Source organism: Streptomyces longhuiensis (genome assembly GCF_020616555.1).
In the GTDB taxonomy this organism is placed as follows: Bacteria; Actinomycetota; Actinomycetes; order Streptomycetales; family Streptomycetaceae; genus Streptomyces; species Streptomyces longhuiensis.
The window spans coordinates 4,499,252-4,519,144 of the sequence record NZ_CP085173.1 but is presented as its reverse complement, the minus strand read 5'-3'; the positions used below and the strand labels follow the sequence as shown (position 1 = coordinate 4,519,144).

Sequence of the window (19,893 nt, the reverse complement as noted above, 5' to 3'; positions counted from 1 at the left end):
GGGCTACTTCGTCGGCTTCTTGCCGGTGACGCCCAGGTGTACCAACAGGGCCAGATTGGGCTTGAGTTCGGCCTGCTTGACGCCCCAGGTCTGGAAGCCCTTCTGGTGCGAGGCCACCGCCGCGAGCATCGCGACGAGTGAACCGGCCATCGCGGCGGGGCTGACGTCCTTGTCGACCTTGCCCTTGGCCTGGAGCTCCTTGACCGTGTCCGTAAGGGAGTTGTTCACGGAGTTCAGGATCTTCATGCGGATCTTGTAGAAGCGCTTGTCGCCCTCGGCCGCGCCGAGGTCGACGACGCGCAGGATCGCGTCGTTCTTCCGCCAGAACTCGAGGAATCCGTCGACGAGTTCCTGCGAGGTCTGCCAGCCGGCCTTGCCGACCCATGAGCGGCCCTCGAGGAGCTGGGTCAACCCGGCGCCCTCCGCGGCCATTTGCTCGGCGATCTCCAGAACGGCGCCCTCGACGTCCGGGAAATACTGGTAGAAGGTCGCCGGTGAGGTGCCTGCCTTCCGGGCCACATCAATGACTTTGACGTCCCGGTAGGGCGAGGAGCTGAGCATCTCGCCGAGGCACTCCAGCAGCTTCTGACGCGTCGCCTGACCACGCCGCCCGGCCACGCGGCCGTCGACGGTACGTACTTGTCCTGTCATGCCGTCAGCTTACCGAGGGGTGATCGGAGCGCGATTCGGCCGACTGCAAATGGGGTTGGGGGCTCCGGCACATGGGTTGATGAGGGGTCGCCCGGGGCTTTCGCGCATGTGGGGGCCGGTGAGGCCGCACAAGTTATCAACAGCCTGTGGAAAACCCGGTGGATAGAATTGGCCAAGTGTTCGAATTGGCCGTGCCTCCGGCCCCCGGACGCGACACCCTGCCACCCAGGGGACACCCCTCCCCGCAGTGACGCACGGCACACCCGTGTACGGCGGGTGAACAGGAAGGACGCGCGCCGATGGAGTTCGCCGAGGGCGCCCCCTGCTGGGCCGACGCCGCGCTCCCCGACGTGGAGTCGGGCAAGCGCTTCTACGGCGACCTCTTCGGCTGGACCTTCGACGAGGGGGCGGGCGCCGAGTACGGCTACTACACCCAGGCCTACAGCCACGGAAGGAACGTCGCGGCCCTCGCCCCGGACCGCGACGGCCGCACGCCCACCGGGTGGACCGTCTACTTCAAGGCCCGCGACGCCGAGGCCGTCGCCTCCGCCGTGAGGGACCGCGGCGGACAGCTCCTCGTCGAACCCCTCTCCGTCGGCCCCTTCGGCACCATGGCGCTCGCCGCCGACCCCGAAGGAGCCGTCTTCGGCCTCTGGCAGGCAGGCACCCACACCGGCTTCGAGGCGCAAGGGGAACCCGGCACGTTCCGCCGTGCCGAGCTCCACGCGCGCGACAGGGCGACCGTCGCCCCCTTCTACGCGTCGGTCCTGCGACAGGGCGCCGCTGACCTAGGCATATCCGCCGCCGCCGGCGACGCCCCGGCCCGCTTCCTCGTCCACTTCGCCGTCACCGACTGCGAGGTCACGGCCGACGCCGCCACCCGCCTCGGCGGCCGCGTGAAGGAAGAACCGTTCGACGCCCCGTACGGACGCGTGGCCGTCCTCACCGACAACCAGGGCGCCGCGTTCGCCGTCCACCAGGGCTGAACAGCCCCTCCCGCCTCCCGCCCGGCCCCCTTCCACTCCCGCGGAACGCACCCGTAATGCGGTACCTCTCCCGGGACACCCCGATTTGCCCCCGGGTTCGCAACCGGAGCCCCGTACAGGAAGAATCGGGGTGCGTGCCGCCGTAGCGCTTCGGTGGTGAGACGCTGACCGGGGACTGTGCACAGCGACCCGGTCCCGTACGGGGAGGCAGGCAAGTGGTGGATCAGCTGACGCAGCACGATCCGAGGCGGATCGGCCCGTTCGAGGTCCTGGGACGGCTCGGCGCCGGCGGCATGGGACTCGTGTATCTCGCGCGCTCGGCATCCGGCCGGCGCGTGGCGATCAAGACCGTGCGGACCGAACTCGCCGAGGACCAGCTCTTCCGCGTCCGCTTCACCCGCGAGGTCGAGGCGGCCCGCGCCGTATCCGGCTTCTACACGGCGGCCGTCGTCGACGCCGACCCGCGCGCCGCCGTGCCGTGGCTCGCCACCGCCTACGTTCCCGCGCCCTCCCTCGAAGAAATAGTGAACGAGTGCGGGCCGCTTCCGGCCCAGGCGGTGCGCTGGCTCGCCGCCGGAATCGCCGAGGCCCTCCAGTCCATCCACGGCGCGGGCCTCGTCCACCGCGACCTGAAGCCGTCGAACGTGCTCGTCGTCGAGGACGGCCCCCGCGTCATCGACTTCGGCATCGCCTCCGGCGTCTCCAACACCCGCCTGACCATGACGAACGTCGCCGTCGGCACCCCCGCCTACATGTCGCCCGAGCAGGCCAAGGACTCCCGGAGCGTCACCGGGGCCTCCGACGTCTTCTCCCTCGGCTCCACCCTCGTCTTCGCCGCCACCGGACACGCACCCTTCCACGGCGCCAACCCCGTCGAGACCGTCTTCATGCTGCTGCGCGAAGGCCCCGACATCGAAGGACTGCCCGCCGAACTGCGGCCTCTCATCGAGTCCTGCATGAAGATGGAGGCACCGCTGCGGCCCTCGCCCGCGGATCTCCAGGCCCAGCTCGCCCCGCACCTCTTCGGCTCCGGCAGTGACGACAGCGGCACCGCGTCCGCCTGGCTCCCCGAGCGCTCCGTCGCGCTCATCGAGGAACGCAGGGGCGGACGGCCCCCGGTCAGGAGCAGCGGTCCCGGCCGCGGCGGCAGCGGCGGCCGTGGCGTGCACGGCGGCGGCCCCGGCCCCATGCCGGCCATGCCCGCACAGCCCCCGGGCCCACCCCCGTCCCACGCCCCCGGCACCGGCGGCTGGCGCCCCGCGCCCGTACCCCCACCCGTCGCCGCCACCGCGGGCCTCGCACCCGACGCCGGACCCGTGCGCCTGGCCGGGGCACAGGTCCCGATCGGCCCCGGCCCGCGCGTCGCCGACGCCCGCGCCGCCGCCGTGAAGGCACCGCCCGCCGACGCCGGCCTCGCCGCGTCCTGGTCCCGCCCCAAGACCGGCGTCAACGGCACCACCGACCCCGTGGTCCCCGCCCCGGCCCCCGAGGCGGGCGCCGCCTGGCGCCCCTGGCGCTTCCGCATGTCCAACGACGTGTGGGGCACCCCGTCCGTGGCCGGCGACCTCGTCTACGTGACCTCTTTCGAGGTACACGCACTCGACGTCTCCACCGGCCGGCGCCGCTTCAAGACGCGTGACGTCGCCTGGTCCATGGCGGTGGCCGACGGCCGGATCCACGCCTCCGACGGCCCCACCCTCTACGCGCTCGACGCCCGCGAGGGACACGACCTGTGGCGGCTCCAGACCGACGCCTGGGTGTACTCCCTCAAGGCCGACCGCGGCACCGTCGTCACCGGCACCCGCGGCGGCGGCGTCCAGGCCTGGGAAGCCGTCAACGGCGACAAGCTGTGGGAGATCACCGGCGCCCAGACCGACTTCGAGTCGCCCGAGGCCGGACCCGTCATCCACGACGGCACCGTCTACGTCTGGCAGGACGCCCGGCTGCGCGCGCTGGAGGCCCGTACCGGCGAGGAGCGCTGGTCGTACCCGATCGGCGACGCGGCCTCCTGCGGCGGCGTCCCCGTCCGCCTCACCCAGGCCTCCGACGGCTACGTCTACGTGGCCGCCGGCACCCGCGTCCTGGCCGTCGACGTCGTGAGCGGCCATGTCCGCTGGCACTTCGAGGCGCCGGCCGTGTTCCTCTGCCCGCCCGCCTTCGCCCCCGGACCCGCCGTCACCGGCGGCGGCGTCTACCTCGCCGACCACCTCGGCACCGTCTACGCCCTCGACGCCACCGACGGCCGCGACCGCTGGCGCATCGCGACGGAACCCCGCCCCTCCTCCATCGAACCGGTCCTCGTCTCGCACGGCCACGTGCACGTGGGCAGCGGCCAGGGCCTCTACACCCTCGACGCCGTCACCGGCACGCCCAAGTGGCGCTTCCAGGCGGGCGGCGAGGTCGTCGGCTCACCCGTGGTCGCCGACAACCGCATCCACTTCGGCGCCACCGACCACCTCCTGTACACCCTCAAGGCCGACGACGGCCGCCTCCGCTGGAAGCTCGCCACCGGAGGCGAGATCACCGGCGCACCCGTGGTCAAGGACGGTGTGGTGTACGCGTGCAGCAAGGACCGCTGCGTGTACGCGCTGGACGCGGAAAAGGGCACCGGGACGGCCCCGGCGCGCTAGAGCCTTCAGGGCTTGTCGCCGGGCCGCCCGCCCGGGTGCCCCTGCTGCCCCTCCTCGTACGGGGGCTCCTCGTAAGGGGGATCGGGGTACGGGGGCTGCTCGGCGTACGGCTGCATCGGGCCCTCCAGCGTGTGCTGGGGGCCGTCGAGCGTGTGCGGCGGGGGTGGCACCGGGTCGGTGAAGTGCGTGGGCTCCGGGCCGCCGTCGTCCGCGTACTCCGGGAGCAGTGGCCGCCGCTTGTGCCGCCCGCTCATCACGGCCGCACCGAGCAGCAGCAGGGCGCCGCCGACCCCCGCGCCGGCCACCCCGAGACCGAGCCCGGAACCGTCGCCGGCGACCACCATCCGCCCCTCCGCCTGCCCCACCCGCACCATCCACAGCACGGTGAACGCGAGCACCACCACGCCCGCGAACGCGACGAGCAGCCGCGACCGCAGCACGACCCCGATCAGCGTCGCGGCGGCGGCCACCACGAACGGCAGGAGGAGGGAACCGAACAACTCCGCGCGCGCGTCGGTCACTCCAGTACCCGTGAACAGGTCACCGAGGCGGTAGTAGCGCCCGTGACGGCCGTCGTACCACGCACGGAAGGGGCTGGAAACGGCGGCCGTCGCTCCGAGGAGAGCGAGGATCGACCCAAGGACGTTGCGGACCATGCGCAGCCTCCTGAATGCGGCCCGGTTCGGCTCTCGGTCCCGACGCTACGCCGGGACCACACCCCTCGCCACGCGGCGCTGCTACGGTGTCGGGTCGCCGAACGGAACGCAAGGATCACCATATTTTCGGGGGAGCAGAAGGATGCTGCGACGAGGGTTGAAGCTCACGGCACTGGCGGCCGTGGTCGTACTCGCACTGACCGGATTCTCGACGGGCCGCGGCCACGGGTCGTCCAAGAGCAGGGGACACAGCAGCAGTGGCGGAGGTGGCTGCTCCAGCTCGAAGCAGAACCACAGCGGATCGTCGTCGAGCACGACAGGCGGTTCGAGTTACGACGATGACGACGACTCGTACGGCAGCTCCGGCTCGGGCTCCTCGGGCTACACGTCGGGCGGCAGCAGCTACAACAGGCGCCCCAACCGCACCCCCAGCACCTCCAGCACCTCGGGGAGCGGCCGGAGCGCCGACATCACCGCGAAGGTCCTCAAGTGCGCCGGCAAGGACTCCGCGTACGCGTCCGTCGAGCTGAGGAACCGCGGCAGCCGGGAGGGCCGCTACAACCTCACCCTTCACTTCCAGGACGCGAGCGACATCACCGTCATCGACGGCAGGACGTCCGTCACCGTCCCGGCCAACAGCACGAAGGTCGCCAAGGTGAAGCCCGGCGGCGGCGCGGACCTGCTCCAGTCGATCGACCACTGTCAGCTCGACGGCGCTCCGGCCCCGAGCTGAGGCCCCGCTTCCCCGCGGCCGGTCACCGCACCCGGAACCCGCCCGGCCGCCGCGCCGAGAACAGCTCCGCCTGCCGCTCCGGAGGCAGATTGCCCAGGGCGATCAACTGCGGCGCGTGCGCGAGGGCCTGCGTGCGCGCCGCCTCCTTGGCCGCCCACACCGCCCGCACCGTGCCCTGCACGGCCTCGGTCGGATACGACGCGATCGTCTCGGCGCAGCGCACCGAAGCCGCCAACGCGCCGCCGGGTTCGGTCAGTTCGGACACGAGCCCGGTCTCGTACGCGCGCCGGGCCGAGATCCGTTCGGCGGTCCCCATGAGCGCCATCCGTGCCACCTCGCCGAACGGCATGCGCTGGGCGAGATGGATGGTCTCGTAGGCGCTGACCATGCCGTAGGCCGTATGCGGGTCGAAGAACGTGGCGCTCTCGTCGGCGACGACGAACTCGCTCTCGCCGATGAGATAGAACGCCCCTCCGCACGCCATCCCGTTGACAGCGGCGACGACAGGCTTCCACAGATCGTTGGCCTTGGGCCCGACCGTGACGAGCGGATCGTCGATGCTGTACGGGGACTGCGGCTGCGGCACCTCGGCGTCGCGGTCGATGCCCGTACAGAAGGCCCGGTCACCGGCGCCGGTGATGACGACGGCGCGCACCGAGTCGTCGAACCTGAACCCCCGCCAGGCGGCGATGAGTTCATCGACGGTCGCCAGGTCGATCGCGTTGTGGCGCTCGGGCCGGTCGAGGGTGACGACGGCGACCCCGGTCTCCTTGTCGGTCTCGACGCGCACGCTCACGGCCGCTCCAGGACCCAGCGTGGCATCGTCACACCGTCGACGTCGGTGAAGACGACCTGTACCTTCGCGCCGATGCGCAGCCGCCCGGGGTCGACGGAGTTCAGGGCCGCGTCGGCGGAGGCGACCAGATTCCCGACGAGCCGGATCCGGGGCGCGTCCGCCAGTTCGACGATGATCGCGTTGTACGGGGCGACGGCGGCGTACGCGGGCAGCAGCGGCGGATGCGGGACGACGTAGGACCAGATCCGCCCCCGCCCGCTCATGAGCCGCCACTCGCTCTCGAACGACCCGCAGTGCGGGCAGCAGGGACGAGGCGGGAAGCGCAGCTCACCGCAGGCGGGCGAGGCGCAGGCCTGCATGCGGAGTTGGGATTGGGCGGCGTAGCGCCAGAAGGGTGCACCGTCGTCATCGATGACAGGTGACAGATAACAGATTTCAGATTCTGTCATTGGTCAATCCAACTTCCCTTTTTGTCATGGGTAAGTCCAACTCCGCCAGGGCAACGCTCACGGCGCCGATCGCGGCGACCCGCAGCGGCCTCACCGCCCCGGCTCACCCCTCGCGGCTCGCGGCTCACGCCCCCCGAAGCAGCAAGGCCGACGTGGGCACCCCCTCGCCCGCCGTCACCAGGCACGTCCCCGCCCCCGGTACCTGCGCCGTGCTGATGCCGCGCAGTTGTTTCACGCCCTCGTTGATCAGGTTGAAACCGTGGACGTACGCCTCGCTGAGCCCGCCCCCACCGGTGTTGAGCGGCAGCCGTCCGCCGATCTCCAGCGCTCCGCCCTCCGTGAACGCCCCGCCCTCGCCGCGCCCGCAGAACCCGTACCCCTCCAGGGACAGCGGGATCAGTGGCGTGAACGCGTCGTAGATCTGGGCGACGTCCACGTCGTCCGGCCCGAAGTCGGCCTGTTTCCACAGGTGTCGGGCCGCGGTCCACGCCGGCCCCGTCAGCGGATCGTCGTTCCAGTAGTTGACCATCCCGTGGTGCTGGGACGGCAGCCCCTGCGCGACCGAGTGCACGTACACCGGTTTCTGGCGGCAGTCGCGCGCCCGCTCGGCGGAGACGATGACGCACGCCAGCGCGCCGTCCGTCTCCAGGCAGTTGTCGAAGAGGCAGAGCGGCTCGCTGATCATGCGGGCCGTCATATACATGTCGCGCGTCAGCGGCCGCTCGTACATCATCGCGGCCGGGTTCTGGTTGGCGCGGTTGCGGCAGGCGAGCGCGATGTTGAAGAGGTGGTCCCTGGTCGCCCCGTACTCGTGCATGTAGCGCCGCGCGAGCATCGCTATCTCGTCGGCGGGGCGCAGCAGCCCGTACGGGCGCGTCCACTGCGCCGGTGTCGGCAGCTGGACCGTCGTGTTCTTCCACGGGCGCGGCCCCGACCCCCGCTTGCGCGACCGCCACGCGACCCCGACGCTCGCCTGCCCGGTGGCGACGGCGGCGGCCAGATGCGCGACGGTCGCGCACGATCCGCCGCCCCCGAACCCCACCTTGCTGAAGAAGGTCACGTCCCCCGCGCCGACGGCCTTGGCGACCTCGACCTCGTCGGTCTCCTCCATCGTGTACGAGGCGAAGGCGTCGACCTCGGACGGCGCGATCCCGGCGTCGTCGAGCGCGGCGAGAATCGCCCGGCAGGCCAACGTCTTCTCGTTCTCGGGGAGTTGTTTACCGAAGGCCGTCTGCCCGATCCCCACTATGGCCGTCGCGTCCTTGAGCCCCGCCATCGCAAGCCACCTCCGCGCGTCGTGATGCCACCACGATCGTCCCGTCTGCTGACAGCGCGTCAGGCTACCGTTAATCTGACGGATAGTCAGCTACGGGTCGGCTACGGGTGTGGAGGTCGTGCGATGCGCGGGGACCTGGAGTGGGGCACCGTTCCCCAACTGGTGCATGCGGCAGCCGAACGGTACGGGGAGCGTGAGGCCGTCGTCGAGGGCCGTACGCGCCTCTCGTACGCGGAACTCGGCGACCGCGTCGAACGGGCGGCCGCCGCGTGTATCGCGAGCGGCGTCGAACCGGGTGACCGGGTCGCGGTCTGGGCGCCCAACACCCTCGACTGGATCGTCTCCGCCCTCGGCGCGGTGAGCGCGGGCGCGGTCCTCGTCCCCCTCAACACCCGCTTCAAGGGTACGGAGGCGGCCTACGTCCTGGCCCGCTCCCGCGCGAAGCTCCTCTTCGTGACGGGCACGTTCCTCGGCACGTCCTACGTGGCGTCACTGCGCCGGGCGAACACGGAACTCCCTTGGCTGGAACAGGTGGTTGTCCTGGCCGACACGGCCCCCGACACATCGTCCGACCACGAGGACCCGCGCGTCTGGCGGACCTGGAAGGACTTCCTGGCGGGCGGCGAGGGGGTCTCGGGCGAGACGGTCCGGGACCGCGCGGCGGGAATCGCCCCGGCCTCCCCCTCCGACATCATTTTCACCTCGGGCACCACGGGCCGCCCCAAGGGCGCGGTGATTACCCACGCGCAGACCCTCCGCGGCTACGCGATCTGGTCCGACCTGGCCGGCCTGCGCGAAGGCGACCGCTACCTGATCGTGAACCCCTTCTTCCACACCTTCGGCTACAAGGCCGGCATCATCGCCTGCCTGATGCGCGGCGCGACCATGGTCCCGCAGCCGGTCTTCAACGTGGACACGGTCCTCGCCAACATCGCCGCCGAACGCATCTCCGTCCTCCCCGGCCCGCCCACGCTCCACCAGTCACTCCTGGACCACCCGAACCGCACCGCCCACGACCTGTCGGCGCTACGGCTCGTAGTGACGGGAGCGGCAGTGGTCCCCCTGCAACTGGTGGAACGCCTGCGCGGGGAACTCGGTGTGGACACGGTCCTGACGGCGTACGGCCTCTCCGAGGCGAGCGGCATCGTGACGATGTGCCGCCGCGGCGACGAAGCGTCGGTGATCGCGTCGACGTCCGGCCGGGCGATACCCGGCACGGAGGTACGGGTGGACTCGCCCGGCCCCGGCGAACCCGGCGAGGTCCTGGTCAGGGGCTTCAACGTCATGAGCGGCTACTTCGAGGACGAGGACTCGACGCGCGAGGCGTTCACGGAGGACGGCGGCTGGCTGCGCACGGGGGACGTGGGCGTCCTCGACGAGTCCGGCAACTTGCGCATCACCGACCGCATCAAGGACATGTTCATCGTCGGCGGCTTCAACGCGTACCCGGCGGAGATAGAGCAGCTCCTCGGCCTGCACCCGGACGTGGCCGACGTGGCGGTGATCGGCGTCCCGGACCCGCGCCTCGGCGAGGTCGGCAAGGCGTACGTGGTGCGCCGCCCGTCATCGGTGACGACGTCCGACGACCTGATCGCGTGGGCACGCCGGGAGATGGCGAACTACAAGGTGCCGCGGGTGGTGGAGTTCGTGTCCGACCTGCCGCGGAATGCGAGCGGGAAGGTGGTCAAGGGGGAGCTGCGGGGGCGGTGACGCGGTCGGGGGCAGGGGCGTGGCGTCCCCGATGACGCGGGACAACGGGACAAGGGGTCCCGCAGGCTCGGTGTCTCGGTGTGCTGTGTGGTCATCCTGATCCTCCCTGAGCGCTGAGCCGTCTCCGCCGCACGTCCGGCTCGCGTGGCTACGCAGGGTGTTCAGCGGCTTCTGGGCGGGGAGGGTGCAGAGGTCCCAGGCAGCTCGCGGGTTCGTAGCCGCAGGAGGGCGGCGCGGATCTGGTCGATGACGTGCGAGGGGCGATGGAGGACGTCCTCCGCGGTGTGGCGGAGGAGTGCGCGGATCTCCGGGCATGCGAGGAGTTCGTTGAAGCGGGCGACGTCACGGCGGTGGTCGGCCCGGCTGCCGTGGTAGGCGTAGCCCTCGATCTCGACGGCGAGTCCCTCCGCCCGGAAGAGGAAGTCCGGGTAGCGGCGACCGCCGGTGGGGGTGATGACCTCGGCCTGGCTTTCCGGGTGCAGTCCGGCGTCGTGCATGTGGAGGCGGGCGAGGGTTTCTACGGGGGAGCCGGAGCGGGGGTCGGCGAGCAGGAGCCGCTTGCGGGCTTTGGCGGCGCCTTGGACAGGTGCGTCGAGCGCGGTGGCGACGGCGGCGAGGCGGGTCAGGGGCGCACGGCGTACGCCGTCCACGGTGCGGCGGGAGAGCGCGGAATCGAGGGCGACGAGGGCGTCGTCCCTGGGCCTGGTCCGTAGGAGGTCGGCGAGGGTACGGGAGACGTCCGTCAGCCGTAGACCCCAGTGGGAGACGGTCTCGCGGCGGGTGAGGGTGGCGGTCCGGTAGACGCGTAATCCGCTGCCCGTTCCGCTGGAGGACTCGGGGTCGGTGAACTCCAGCGGCCCGGCGCCGGGTGACGTGAGCTGCTCGATCCGCCAGAGCGCGGCGGCGGAACGATGACTGACGACGAGGCGTGGGGTGAGGAGCTGGGCGGCGAGGAGGCGTGTACGGAGGTCCACGCGGCGTCCGGGTGCGGCCCAGGCGCCGGCCCGGATCCGGGTCCACCCCTCCGCACGCAACGCGCGGGTCAGGCACCGCGGAGGCCATCCGGCGTCGAGGGCGCGCGCGGTGAGGAGGACGCCGTGGTCGGCGGCGAGGGCGTGCAGGTCCGGGCTCACGCCCCAACTCTGTCGGGTCGACCGGATCCGCGCTGAGCCCTGTGGACAACGGGGGATTGGCGGGTTCGGGCGGGGGTGGGTGCGGGCGGGGCCCGTGTTTGCGGGGGTGTGAGCGGGGGGCGGGTGCCCGAATCCGCCAAAGTCCGGGTTTGGCTGCCCGGCTGCCCGGCTGTGTGGCTCGCTCAGGGGCGCTTCAGGGTTGCTACGAAGGCTGCCCAGGCGGGGGTGCGGAAGAGGAGGACGGGGCCGCCGGAGCGGGCGGTCTTCGAGTCCCGGACGGGGACGAGGGCGGGGTGGCCTTGGGCTACCTCGACGCAGTTCCCGCCGTCACCGTTGCTGTAGCTGCTCTTTCTCCAGCGCGCGCCGCTCAAGTCAAAGTCGTTGCTTGCCATTTCGGTAGTCCTCAGCCGCTTCCTCGATCAGGGCGAGGGACGCCTCCGGCGGCAGAGCGGCGGCCCTGAGCCGATCGTATGCCTTGCGGTATTGCTTCACGAGGGCCGGATCGTCGAGGGTGTCACCGCTGTACGGCGACTCCGTGTAGACCAGCGGTGGGGCGTCAGGGAAGGCCAAGACCGTGATGGCGCCGAGCATCAGCGGATGCGCCCCGCAATTCCACGGAAGGATCTGTGGAGTGATCCGGTGCCGGTTCGCCAACGCGGCGATACGGTCAAGTTGTTCGGCCATTTCCTCGGGCGGGAGGATGGGCAGCCGTAGTAGCGACTCGTGAAGGACCGCCCAGTACTCGGGCGTCGAGTGGTCGTCGTCGAAGAGGCGGGCCCGCGCCAGGCGGGCGTTCACCTTGGCGTCGGTCCTCTCCTGGGGTTCGAGAGGATGCGTTGCCCGTACGACGGCACGGGCGTAGGCCCCGGTCTGCAGGAGGCCCGGGATGAGAGTCGGGCACCACTCCTCGATGGCCTCCGCGTGCTTCTCCGCCTCCAGGACCTTCTCGAAATAACTGGCGTGGCCCGCCCGTCGGGCCTTGCGCACCTCCTCGCAGCGCCGCCCGAAGAAGCCGTCGGTCTCAAGGGCCCGATCTACGTGTTCGGCGAGGTCGCGCGGCATGCGGCGTTCGCCGCGTTCGATCTCGCTGAGGTGGCTCTGGCCGTAGAAGCTGCCCTCCACGAGCTGTTGGAGCGTGAGCCCGGCCGCCTCCCGTTTCCACCGCAGCTCCTTGCCGTAGAAGCAGGGGACGCTCTCCGGGCCGTCGATGTCCTTGCGTCGCACCATGCGCTACCGCCGATTCCACAACTGCCGGGCCCAGTTCCACAGTTCGGGTCCGGGAACCCAAACCCTTTTACGGTACGCCGCCCGCCGCCACTGTGTGACTGATTCATCACGGAGTGCACTCGACGGGAAGGCGTACGCATGCACCACCAAACCCCCACCGCTGCCGGCGCGGAGGTAGTGAGCCCGCCCGAACTGGCCGTCGAACTGCTCGCCGTTCCGAAGGCCGTGCCCGAGCTGCGCAGGGCGGTGCGGGGGTACTTGGGTGCGGCCTGCTCCGAAGTGCAGCTCTGTGTGAGTGAGTTGCTGGGGAATGTGATCCGGCATGTGGGGGAGGGGACGCCGGTACGTGTGCGGGTGGTGCGGGTGGAGGGCGGCGGGATCCGGGTCGAGGTCACGGACCCCGACCCACGCGTGCTCCCCGTACTGCTGCACGCGACGGGGGATGACGAGTCCGGGCGGGGCCTCGTGCTGCTCGACGCGGTGGCGCGGCGATGGGGCGTGGAACAGGGCGCGGCGTCGAAGACGGTGTGGTGCGAGGTCGAGGCGGGGGAGGAGTAGTGCTGACGGCGCTGCTCGGGTGGGTGCTTGCGTGGCTGCTGCCGGGCGGGGGCACCCGGCGCCGGGCCTTCACGGTGACGGAGCCGGGGCCGGTCGCGCCGCAGGCCCCGCGTGTGCGGCCCCGTAGCCCGTACGCCCGTGAGGCGGCGGCGGACTACCGGGTCGACGTGAGCGACGAGCCGCTGACCCGGCCCTACTACCGCCACTACCGCTACTGCGGCGCGACGGAATCCGTGTGCGTCGGTTGATCGGCTTGGGGAACACTGCCCGGATGAGTACCGACGCCGCCCGGACACCGCAGGAACGGGCCCTTCGGCATGTGGCGTCAGTGGCGTCGGGCCCGCCGGTGGACCCGTCGCTGCGGGTGACGCTCAACTTCCACCCGGACCGCCTGCTTCACGGCAAGCCGATCCTGGACGCTCTGGCGGACGACGGCGTCTACCGCTCGCAGTTCGTGACGGGCACGAGCAACGGCGGCCTGACCGCGCATCCCGGCGGGGACCGGTGGCGCTGGGAGAGCCGGATCTTCGACGGTTCTTATGACGAGGCGCCTGCTCACGAGAGGCCGGTGTACGGGGCGTTGAACTTCCGGCGTAAGGCGGTCGGCGGGGCGCCGCGGTTCGGTTCGGCTCACTTCCGGCTGACTGCGCGGACGGTGGCGCGGACGACGTTCTGCTACCCGGACAGTTTCCTTGAGCCCTCGGATTTCGGTGTCGCCGATCGCATGGGGCTCATCGACCTCGCTCTGGCCGACACGGACAGTCGGGACGACCTCGACGACTACATCGAGGCGCAGGTGCATGGACCGGTCCGGCTGAACTGCCATGTGGAGGCGGTGGTCCTGGACCCGTGCTACCGCGACTCCCCGGTCGAGGCCGCGGCGCTGCGCCTCGGCTGCCCGGTGGAGTGGCACGGCGGCTTCCGCCTCGGGGTCGAGGAACTCCGCCGTCACCCGGACTACCGGGGCCAGGAGTACGTCGACCTGGCCGCGCGGATCGCCGTGGGCGGCACGCTCGATCCCCGAATCATCGGAGACGCGGCGCGCGGCGGCTGCCATGACCCGCAGTCGGTCAAGAAGGTGTGGCACTACCTGGCCCGCTTCGGGGCGCCCCGCGCTTAGGACGCGGGCACGACGATGGGGCCGAGCTCGGTGAGCCCGGCCCCATCGAGAGGGTGCCGCATTAGGGCATGTGGCTGCTGCGGCGCCAACGACCACGCAGCGGTGACGAGGATCCGGCCTGAGCGAGTCGCCTCGCCCGGACACGACTCGGCCGCGACGGCTCCCCCTCCGCGCCGCCGCGGCCGATCCCCGTCGGGAAGAAAGTCTTAGGCGTCCTTGGGCGGCGCCGGCATGTGGCTGTCCAGGGTGACTATCGCGTCGTCGCTCGGCGGCGCGGGCATGTGGCTGTCCTGGGTGGTCACCTTGCCGTCGCTCGGCGGCGCGGGCATGTGGCTGTCCTGAGTGGTGATCTCTTCGCTCTTCTTCTTGGCGTCGCTCATACTCGCGAACTCCCATGGATTGACGGTGTGCTGGGTGGGAAACGCCCGTTCGGCAACTCCCCCGTGGGTCGCCGAACGGGCATTCCGGGGCCGCTCACCCTATCTGTGAGGCCCGTGACAATCCGTCTGCCCCCCGACGCGACGGATCGATGAATCGAGAGTCGCAGCTGCCCATAAACGTTCGATGAACGCCCGCCCATTGCGTCAGGCGGCGGCGACCGGAGTAAGAAGCTGACGCAGCTCTACGACCTCGGGAGCGTCCGACAGCTCATGGATGGCCAAGGCCTCTCGCCAGCAGGCTCGCGCTCGGTCGACCTGGGCAAGGGTGTCGAGAGAACGGCCAAGAAGCGTCAGCACGTTGGCGCGCATCCACTCGCCGCCTATGCAGCCGGTAGCGAGGGCCTGTTCCGCGTGCTGTGCGGCTTGCGCGGGTCGATGGGCCGAGAGATGTACCTGGGCGAGGCGGTAATGCGTCGTGCCTTCCCACAGCCGCTGCCGGTTCTCCACGAAGACCTTCAGCGCCTCGGTGAGTTCTTCCAGTGCCTCGGCTTGCTCCCCCTTGTTGCTCAGGGCGATTCCCAGGGCGTACCGGGCGTTGGCGAGGCGAAAAGTCAGCCCCAGTTCGTCGTAGATGGTCACACCTTGGCGAGCCAGTTCGATGGCCGCTGTTGTGCGGCCCATGGAGACAAGAACCCGAGAGAGGTTGCAGACAGCGCTGGCCTCACCGGGACGATTCCCATCTGCCCGGAACGACTCGATCGCCGTGAGCAAATGGGTTTCGCTCAGTGTCGGCTCGTTTCGGAGAGCAGCGATGATCCCCTGTTCGTTGGGGGCGTTGCCGCTGGTCCATGGGTCGCCGGACCTGTGCCCAAGAGCTATGGCCTGGTCGGCCTCCGCGCCGGCTTCGTCGAACCTTCCGGCCCTGCTGAGAACTTGTGCAAGCGTCGTACGAGCTCGGCCCTCGGCGTGCGCTTCGCTGACGCCAGCCGCCGCGTCTCGCGCAGCCATGGCAACGACTTCGTAGCGCAGTGCACTGACTCCGGACTCGGCCAGGTCTTTCGAAGCCAGCAGGAGATCGACTGCCCGCCGCAGTGTGCCGGCCCCCAGCGACTGCTGAACGCAAGCCAGAATGCAAGCCGCCTCGGCGTGAAGCCAGTCCAGCGCCTTGCCGTCGTCCGTGAATTCCTGGCCCGGGTGGCGGGTCGCTTCCAAGTGATCCACCGTCCGATCCCCCGGCCGCTCAATCGCATAAACCCTGGCCGCCGTAGCCAGATAGAAGTCCAGCAGTCGGGACATGGCCGCCTCTCGCTCCTCCGGAGGCAGCTCGTCCCGTTCCGCGCACGCACGCGCGTAGAGGCGGACCAAGTCGTGGTAGCGGTAGCGGCCGGGGGCCGCGGACTCCAGGAGGGACGTGTCGACCAAGGACTCCAGGAGGTCCTCCGTCGGCTCGACCGGGAGGTCCAGGACCGCTGCCGCCGCTGCCAGGGAGATGTCCGGGCCGTCCGCGAGGCCCAGGAGGCGGAAGGCGCGGGCCTGGGCCGGCTCCAATTGGCCGTAGCCCAGTTCGAACGTCGCCTTGACCGCGAGGTCGCCCGCCTGGAGTTCGTCCAGGCGGCGGCGCTCGTCGGCGAGCTTCGCCGCGAGGACCGAGACCGTCCACGTGCGCCGCGCCGCCAGGCGCGACGCCGCGATGCGGATGGCGAGAGGGAGGAAGCCGCACGCGGCGACCACGTCGAGGGCCGCCTCCCGCTCGGAGGCGACCCGTTCCGCGCCCACGATCTTGGTGAAGAGCTGGAGCGCTTCCTCCGGCGACATCACGTCGAGGTCCACGAGATGCGCGCCGACCAGGTCGACCATGCGGACGCGGCCCGTGATGAGCGCGGCGCAGCCCTCCGTGCCGGGGAGCAGGGGGCGGACCTGGGCGGCGTCGCGGGCGTTGTCCAGGAGGATCAGGACGCGGCGGCCGTCGAGCGTGGAACGGTAGAGCGCCGATCGTTCTTCCAGGGAGTCGGGGATCGCCGAGTCGGCCGTCCCGAGTGCGCGCAGGAACGAGCCGAGGACCGTCTCCGGTTCCGCCGCGCGCGGGCCCGCGCCCTGGAGGTCTACGTAGAGCTGGCCGTCCGGGAAGGACGGGCGGGCGGCGTGGGCCACGTGGACGGCGAGCGTCGTCTTGCCCACGCCGCCGATCCCCGCGACCGCGGAGACGGCCATGACCTGGCCCTCCCCGTCGGGGGACGACGCGGAGGCCAGGATGTCCCGAAGTTCGGTCACGAACGAGGCCCGGCCCGTGAAGTCCGGCACCGTCGCCGGGAGTTGCGCGGGGCGGAGGGGGGCCGCAGAGGGTTCCGTGGCCGGCGTGGACGGTTCCGCGAGGGCCGGGTCCGCCTGGAGGATGCGCTGCTGGAGTTCGGCGAGGCCGTGGCGCGGGTCGACGCCGAGTTCGTCGGCGAGGAGGCGGCGCGTGTCGGCGTAGACGGCGAGGGCCTCGGCCTGGCGGCCGGAGCGGTAGAGGGCCAGCATGAGGAGCTCGCGCAGGCGTTCGCGCAGGGGGTGCGCGGCGGTGAGGGCGGTGAGTTCGGAGACCGCGTCCGCGTGGCAGCCCTGCTCCAGGTCCATGTCGAGGCGGGATTCGAGCAGGCCGAGGCGCCATTCCTCCAGGCGGGCGCGCTGGGTCTCGGCGTACGGGCCGGGGATGTTGGCGAGCGGCTCGCCGTCCCACAGGGCCAGTGCCCGGTTGACCAGCTCGCGTGCCTTGCACAGGTCCCCGGCGCCCCGGGCCTTCTCCGCGTCGGAGCGCAGCGCCTCCGCCGCGGCCAGGTCGAGCGCGTCGCCGCTCACGAAGCGGATCGCGTAGCCGCCGGACTCGCTGACGAGGACGCCGGGGTCGAGGATCTTGCGCAGCCGGGAGGCGTACGTACGGACGGCGGCGAGGGCCTGCGACGGGGGTTCGTCGCCCCAGAGGGCGTCGATCAGCTCGGCGGCGGTCGCGGTGCGTCCCTCGCGCAGCAGGAGCGCCGCGAGCAGGGCGCGCTGCTGTGGGGAGCCCGTCGTCAGGAGCTCGTCACCGCGCCAGGCGCGCACCGGGCCGAGCACACTGAAGCGCAGGCCCGCCGGGACCTCCGTGGCCTCGGGCAGCTCAGCGCTCCCGGTGCTTTTGGAGGTCCCGGCGTACCGCTGCTCCGGTACTCGCGGTACACCGTCCATCGCTGCCCCCTGCCGCACGCGTCGGATCCAAAGACGACGAGGCCAGTTTGCCTTGTTCATGGCGGATGCGTCAGCCACGCGAGACAGCCATCACAGACACCTCACGTCAGGTCGCCGCTGTCCGGAGAGCTGACGGGTCGTCAGATCGGCGCTACCGTGGTCGACATGGAGACCAAGGAGACCAAGGAGAGCCCGCGGGGCTTCCCCCGGATCATTTCGGTGGATGACCACACTGTGGAACCGCCCGGCGTCTGGCAGGACCGCCTCCCGGCCAAATTCCGGGACGAAGGTCCGCGCATCGTGCGCGCCCCCCTGAAGGAAATGACGTTCCTGGGCGGCAAGTTCGCGCCGGTCATGGGCGCGCCCGGGGACGAGGGGCCGATAGGCGACTGGTGGGTCTACGAGGACCTGCACCGGCCCCTCACCCGCCTCGACACCGCCGTCGGCTACGACCGTGACGAGATCAAGCTCGAGGTCATCACGTACGAGCAGATGCGTCCGGGCTCGTACGACGTGCCGGCCCGCCTCGCCGACATGGACGTCAACCACGTCCAGTCCGCGCTCTGCTTCCCCACCTTCCCGCGCTTTTGCGGACAGACGTTCACCGAGGCCAAGAACCGTGAACTCGGGCTGCTCGGCGTGCGCGCGTACAACGACTGGATGGTGGAGGAGTGGTGCGGGCCGCAGGCGCAGGGGCGGCTCATACCGCTCACCCTCGTCCCGCTGTGGGACGCCGAGCTCGCCGCGGCGGAGGTGCGACGCAACGCGGCCCGGGGCGTGCGGGCCGTCGCCTTCTCCGAGATACCGCCCCACCTGGGCCTGCCCTCCGTCCACACGGACGAGTGGGACCCCTTCCTGCGGGCCTGCGACGAGACCGGCACCGTCATCGCGATGCACATCGGGTCGTCCAGCAAGATGCCGTCGACCTCGCCCGACGCGCCGCCCGCCGTCGGCTCGACCATCACCTTCGCCAACTGCTGCTTCTCGATGGTCGACTGGCTGATGAGCGGCAAGTTCGAGCGCTTCCCGAACCTGAAGATCATGTATGCCGAGGGCCAGATCGGCTGGATCCCGTACATCCTGGAGCGCGCGGACGTCGTCTGGGAGGAGAACCGCGGCTGGGGCGGCGTCGCCGACAAGGTCCGCAAGCGGCCCTCCGAGTACTTCACCGACCACGTCTACGGCTGCTTCTTCGACGACGCGTTCGGGCTCAGGAACCTCGACGCGATCGGCGTCGCGAACGTGCTCTACGAGACGGACTACCCGCACTCCGACTCCACCTGGCCGAAGTCCAAGGAGGTCGGCGAGGCGCAGATGGGGCACCTGGACGCGGACGTCGTCGAGCGCATCGTGCGCGGCAACGCCATCGACCTGCTGGGGCTGACCGACGACGGACTCTGGGCGGGGCAGCGGTGAGCGGCCGGGCGCCGGGGCGGCTGACCTACGGCATCCAGCTCCCGGTCCAGTCCCAGTCCACGATATACGCGGAGGGCTGGGAGGCCGGGGCCGGCGCCGCCGACCTCGCCGAGATCGCCCGCACCGCCGACCGCACCGGCTTCGACTACGTCGCCTGCTGCGACCACGTCGCCATCCCGCGCCGCCTCGCGGACGCGATGAGTACCACCTGGTACGACCCGGTGGCCACGCTCGCCTACCTCGCGGGCATCACGCGGAACGTGCGCCTCATGAGCCATGTCGCGATCGTCGGCCTGCGCCATCCGCTGGCCACCGCCAAGCAGTACGCCACCCTCGACCATCTCTCCGGGGGCCGGCTGATCCTCGGGGTCGGGGCAGGGCACGTACAGGAGGAGTTCGAGGCGCTCGGGGTCGACTTCGCGCGGCGCGGGGCCGTGCTCGACGAGGCCGTGGACGCGCTGAAGGCGGCGCTCGGGCCGGAGGAGTATCCGTCGTTCAAGGGGGAGCGGTACGCCTTCGAGGGGCTCGGGCAGCGGCCGCGTCCCGCGCAGAGCCGGGTCCCCGTGTGGGTGGGCGGTTCCTCGGCCCCGGCGGTGCGCCGCGCCGCCGTGAAGGGGGACGGATGGCTGCCGCAGGGGGACAGCCGTGAGCAGCTGCCCGGACAGATAGCCAAGGTGAGACGGCTGCGGGAGGAGGCCGGTATCGAGACTCCCGTCACCGTGGGCGCGATCGCCGAGCCCCTGTACGTGGGCGTACCCGCGTGGCACGTCGGGCGGCGCACCCTGTCCGGCGCCCCGCAGGCCCTCGCCGAGTCGCTGCGCGCGTACGGCGCGATGGGCGTGGACCAGATCCAGGTCCGGTTCCGCTCCCGGAGTCTCGGTGAACTCACCGACCAGATGGCGGCGTTCGCCGCCGACGTCGCTCCGCATTTGAACGACTAGGCACCTCAACGACCAGGCACCTCACCG

General features: G+C 71.1%; 19 protein-coding genes. 9 read left to right on the top strand and 10 right to left on the bottom strand.

The features are described from left to right. Positions 1-3: 3 nt before the first annotated feature. A complete protein-coding gene (locus tag LGI35_RS20900) occupies positions 4-651 on the bottom strand; it encodes a TetR family transcriptional regulator (protein WP_116512450.1) in 648 nt (215 codons plus the stop codon). Positions 652-950: 299 nt separating this feature from the next. Between LGI35_RS20900 and LGI35_RS20895 the strand changes: the two genes are divergently transcribed. Both LGI35_RS20895 and afsK read left to right on the top strand, forming a co-directional pair. Then, entirely contained in the window at positions 951-1,637 is a 687-nt protein-coding gene (locus LGI35_RS20895) for a VOC family protein (protein ID WP_227295361.1), read from the top strand. Positions 1,638-1,852: 215 nt separating this feature from the next. Further along, positions 1,853-4,267 carry a protein serine/threonine kinase AfsK gene (afsK, locus tag LGI35_RS20890; protein ID WP_227295360.1) on the top strand — a complete coding sequence of 805 codons (2,415 nt, stop codon included), beginning with the start codon at positions 1,853-1,855 and terminating at the stop codon, positions 4,265-4,267. A gap of 5 nt (positions 4,268-4,272) precedes the next feature. Here afsK and LGI35_RS20885 read toward each other — a convergent pair whose 3' ends face one another. After that, positions 4,273-4,923, bottom strand: a complete 651-nt coding sequence (locus LGI35_RS20885; protein WP_227295359.1) for a hypothetical protein — start codon at positions 4,921-4,923, stop codon at positions 4,273-4,275. A 142-nt stretch (positions 4,924-5,065) separates the two neighbouring features. Here LGI35_RS20885 and LGI35_RS20880 point away from each other — a divergent pair, with 142 nt between their 5' ends. Next, positions 5,066-5,656 carry a hypothetical protein gene (locus LGI35_RS20880; protein ID WP_227295358.1) on the top strand — a complete coding sequence of 197 codons (591 nt, stop codon included), beginning with the start codon at positions 5,066-5,068 and terminating at the stop codon, positions 5,654-5,656. A gap of 22 nt (positions 5,657-5,678) precedes the next feature. Here LGI35_RS20880 and LGI35_RS20875 read toward each other — a convergent pair whose 3' ends face one another. From LGI35_RS20875 to LGI35_RS20865, 3 genes are all read right to left on the bottom strand, one after another. Then, complete coding sequence (locus LGI35_RS20875; RefSeq protein ID WP_227295357.1) at positions 5,679-6,452, bottom strand: enoyl-CoA hydratase/isomerase family protein; 774 nt, start codon at positions 6,450-6,452, stop codon at positions 5,679-5,681. Continuing rightward, positions 6,449-6,901, bottom strand: coding sequence for a Zn-ribbon domain-containing OB-fold protein (locus LGI35_RS20870; protein WP_227295356.1), 453 nt, complete (start codon positions 6,899-6,901; stop codon positions 6,449-6,451). Before LGI35_RS20870 ends, LGI35_RS20875 begins: the two co-directional genes overlap by 4 nt. 124 nt (positions 6,902-7,025) lie before the next feature. Beyond that, a complete protein-coding gene (locus tag LGI35_RS20865; protein ID WP_227295355.1) occupies positions 7,026-8,177 on the bottom strand; it encodes a lipid-transfer protein in 1,152 nt (383 codons plus the stop codon). Between the two features lie 123 nt (positions 8,178-8,300). Between LGI35_RS20865 and LGI35_RS20860 the strand changes: the two genes are divergently transcribed. Beyond that, positions 8,301-9,887: a FadD3 family acyl-CoA ligase gene (locus LGI35_RS20860; RefSeq protein ID WP_227295354.1), complete on the top strand. Its 1,587-nt coding sequence runs from the start codon at positions 8,301-8,303 to the stop codon at positions 9,885-9,887. Between the two features lie 161 nt (positions 9,888-10,048). Here LGI35_RS20860 and LGI35_RS20855 read toward each other — a convergent pair whose 3' ends face one another. The 3 genes from LGI35_RS20855 to LGI35_RS20845 form a co-directional block, all read right to left on the bottom strand. Beyond that, on the bottom strand, positions 10,049-11,020 hold the full coding sequence (locus LGI35_RS20855) for a hypothetical protein (protein WP_227295353.1): 972 nt from the start codon (positions 11,018-11,020) through the stop codon (positions 10,049-10,051). Between the two features lie 182 nt (positions 11,021-11,202). Beyond that, positions 11,203-11,412, bottom strand: coding sequence for a DUF397 domain-containing protein (locus tag LGI35_RS20850; protein WP_227295352.1), 210 nt, complete (start codon positions 11,410-11,412; stop codon positions 11,203-11,205). After that, positions 11,393-12,247 (bottom strand): helix-turn-helix domain-containing protein, encoded by an 855-nt coding sequence (locus LGI35_RS20845; protein WP_227295350.1) that lies wholly within the window; start codon positions 12,245-12,247, stop codon positions 11,393-11,395. Before LGI35_RS20845 ends, LGI35_RS20850 begins: the two co-directional genes overlap by 20 nt. 138 nt (positions 12,248-12,385) lie before the next feature. On the opposite strand from LGI35_RS20845, the gene LGI35_RS20840 reads away from it, so the two are divergent. The 3 genes from LGI35_RS20840 to LGI35_RS20830 are packed head-to-tail and all read left to right on the top strand — an operon-like array spanning position 12,386 to position 13,925. Beyond that, a complete protein-coding gene (locus LGI35_RS20840) occupies positions 12,386-12,805 on the top strand; it encodes an ATP-binding protein (protein WP_227295349.1) in 420 nt (139 codons plus the stop codon). Beyond that, the gene (locus tag LGI35_RS20835) at positions 12,805-13,053 is read left to right on the top strand and encodes a hypothetical protein (RefSeq protein ID WP_227295347.1); all 249 of its coding nucleotides are present in this window, start codon (positions 12,805-12,807) and stop codon (positions 13,051-13,053) included. Before LGI35_RS20840 ends, LGI35_RS20835 begins: the two co-directional genes overlap by 1 nt. A 23-nt stretch (positions 13,054-13,076) precedes the next feature. After that, the gene (locus LGI35_RS20830) at positions 13,077-13,925 is read left to right on the top strand and encodes a DUF3626 domain-containing protein (protein ID WP_227295345.1); all 849 of its coding nucleotides are present in this window, start codon (positions 13,077-13,079) and stop codon (positions 13,923-13,925) included. A gap of 206 nt (positions 13,926-14,131) precedes the next feature. On the opposite strand, the gene afsS is transcribed toward LGI35_RS20830, so the two are convergent. After that, a complete protein-coding gene (gene afsS / locus LGI35_RS20825; protein ID WP_227295343.1) occupies positions 14,132-14,305 on the bottom strand; it encodes a regulatory protein AfsS in 174 nt (57 codons plus the stop codon). Positions 14,306-14,509: 204 nt separating this feature from the next. Then, a complete protein-coding gene (afsR, locus tag LGI35_RS20820; RefSeq protein WP_227295341.1) occupies positions 14,510-17,509 on the bottom strand; it encodes an SARP-family global regulator AfsR in 3,000 nt (999 codons plus the stop codon). Between the two features lie 165 nt (positions 17,510-17,674). On the opposite strand from afsR, the gene LGI35_RS20815 reads away from it, so the two are divergent. Together LGI35_RS20815 and LGI35_RS20810 are read left to right on the top strand one after the other, a co-directional pair. Then, entirely contained in the window at positions 17,675-18,925 is a 1,251-nt protein-coding gene (locus LGI35_RS20815; RefSeq protein ID WP_227295340.1) for an amidohydrolase family protein, read from the top strand. After that, positions 18,922-19,866, top strand: a complete 945-nt coding sequence (locus LGI35_RS20810) for an LLM class F420-dependent oxidoreductase (RefSeq protein WP_227295338.1) — start codon at positions 18,922-18,924, stop codon at positions 19,864-19,866. Before LGI35_RS20815 ends, LGI35_RS20810 begins: the two co-directional genes overlap by 4 nt. The last annotated feature ends 27 nt before the right edge of the window (positions 19,867-19,893 follow it).

Excerpts from the sequence above, each read along its gene's own strand:
- LGI35_RS20900 (WP_116512450.1), bottom strand. The coding sequence starts at position 651 with ATGACAGGACAAGTACGTACCGTCGACGGCCGCGTGGCCGGGCGGCGT.
- LGI35_RS20895 (WP_227295361.1), top strand. The coding sequence starts at position 951 with ATGGAGTTCGCCGAGGGCGCCCCCTGCTGGGCCGACGCCGCGCTCCCC.
- LGI35_RS20885 (WP_227295359.1), bottom strand. The coding sequence starts at position 4,923 with ATGGTCCGCAACGTCCTTGGGTCGATCCTCGCTCTCCTCGGAGCGACG.
- LGI35_RS20880 (WP_227295358.1), top strand. The coding sequence starts at position 5,066 with ATGCTGCGACGAGGGTTGAAGCTCACGGCACTGGCGGCCGTGGTCGTA.
- LGI35_RS20870 (WP_227295356.1), bottom strand. The coding sequence starts at position 6,901 with ATGACAGAATCTGAAATCTGTTATCTGTCACCTGTCATCGATGACGAC.
- LGI35_RS20865 (WP_227295355.1), bottom strand. The coding sequence starts at position 8,177 with ATGGCGGGGCTCAAGGACGCGACGGCCATAGTGGGGATCGGGCAGACG.
- LGI35_RS20860 (WP_227295354.1), top strand. The coding sequence starts at position 8,301 with ATGCGCGGGGACCTGGAGTGGGGCACCGTTCCCCAACTGGTGCATGCG.
- LGI35_RS20850 (WP_227295352.1), bottom strand. The coding sequence starts at position 11,412 with ATGGCAAGCAACGACTTTGACTTGAGCGGCGCGCGCTGGAGAAAGAGC.
- LGI35_RS20845 (WP_227295350.1), bottom strand. The coding sequence starts at position 12,247 with ATGGTGCGACGCAAGGACATCGACGGCCCGGAGAGCGTCCCCTGCTTC.
- LGI35_RS20840 (WP_227295349.1), top strand. The coding sequence starts at position 12,386 with ATGCACCACCAAACCCCCACCGCTGCCGGCGCGGAGGTAGTGAGCCCG.
- LGI35_RS20830 (WP_227295345.1), top strand. The coding sequence starts at position 13,077 with ATGAGTACCGACGCCGCCCGGACACCGCAGGAACGGGCCCTTCGGCAT.
- afsS (WP_227295343.1), bottom strand. The coding sequence starts at position 14,305 with ATGAGCGACGCCAAGAAGAAGAGCGAAGAGATCACCACTCAGGACAGC.
- afsR (WP_227295341.1), bottom strand. The coding sequence starts at position 17,509 with ATGGACGGTGTACCGCGAGTACCGGAGCAGCGGTACGCCGGGACCTCC.
- LGI35_RS20815 (WP_227295340.1), top strand. The coding sequence starts at position 17,675 with ATGGAGACCAAGGAGACCAAGGAGAGCCCGCGGGGCTTCCCCCGGATC.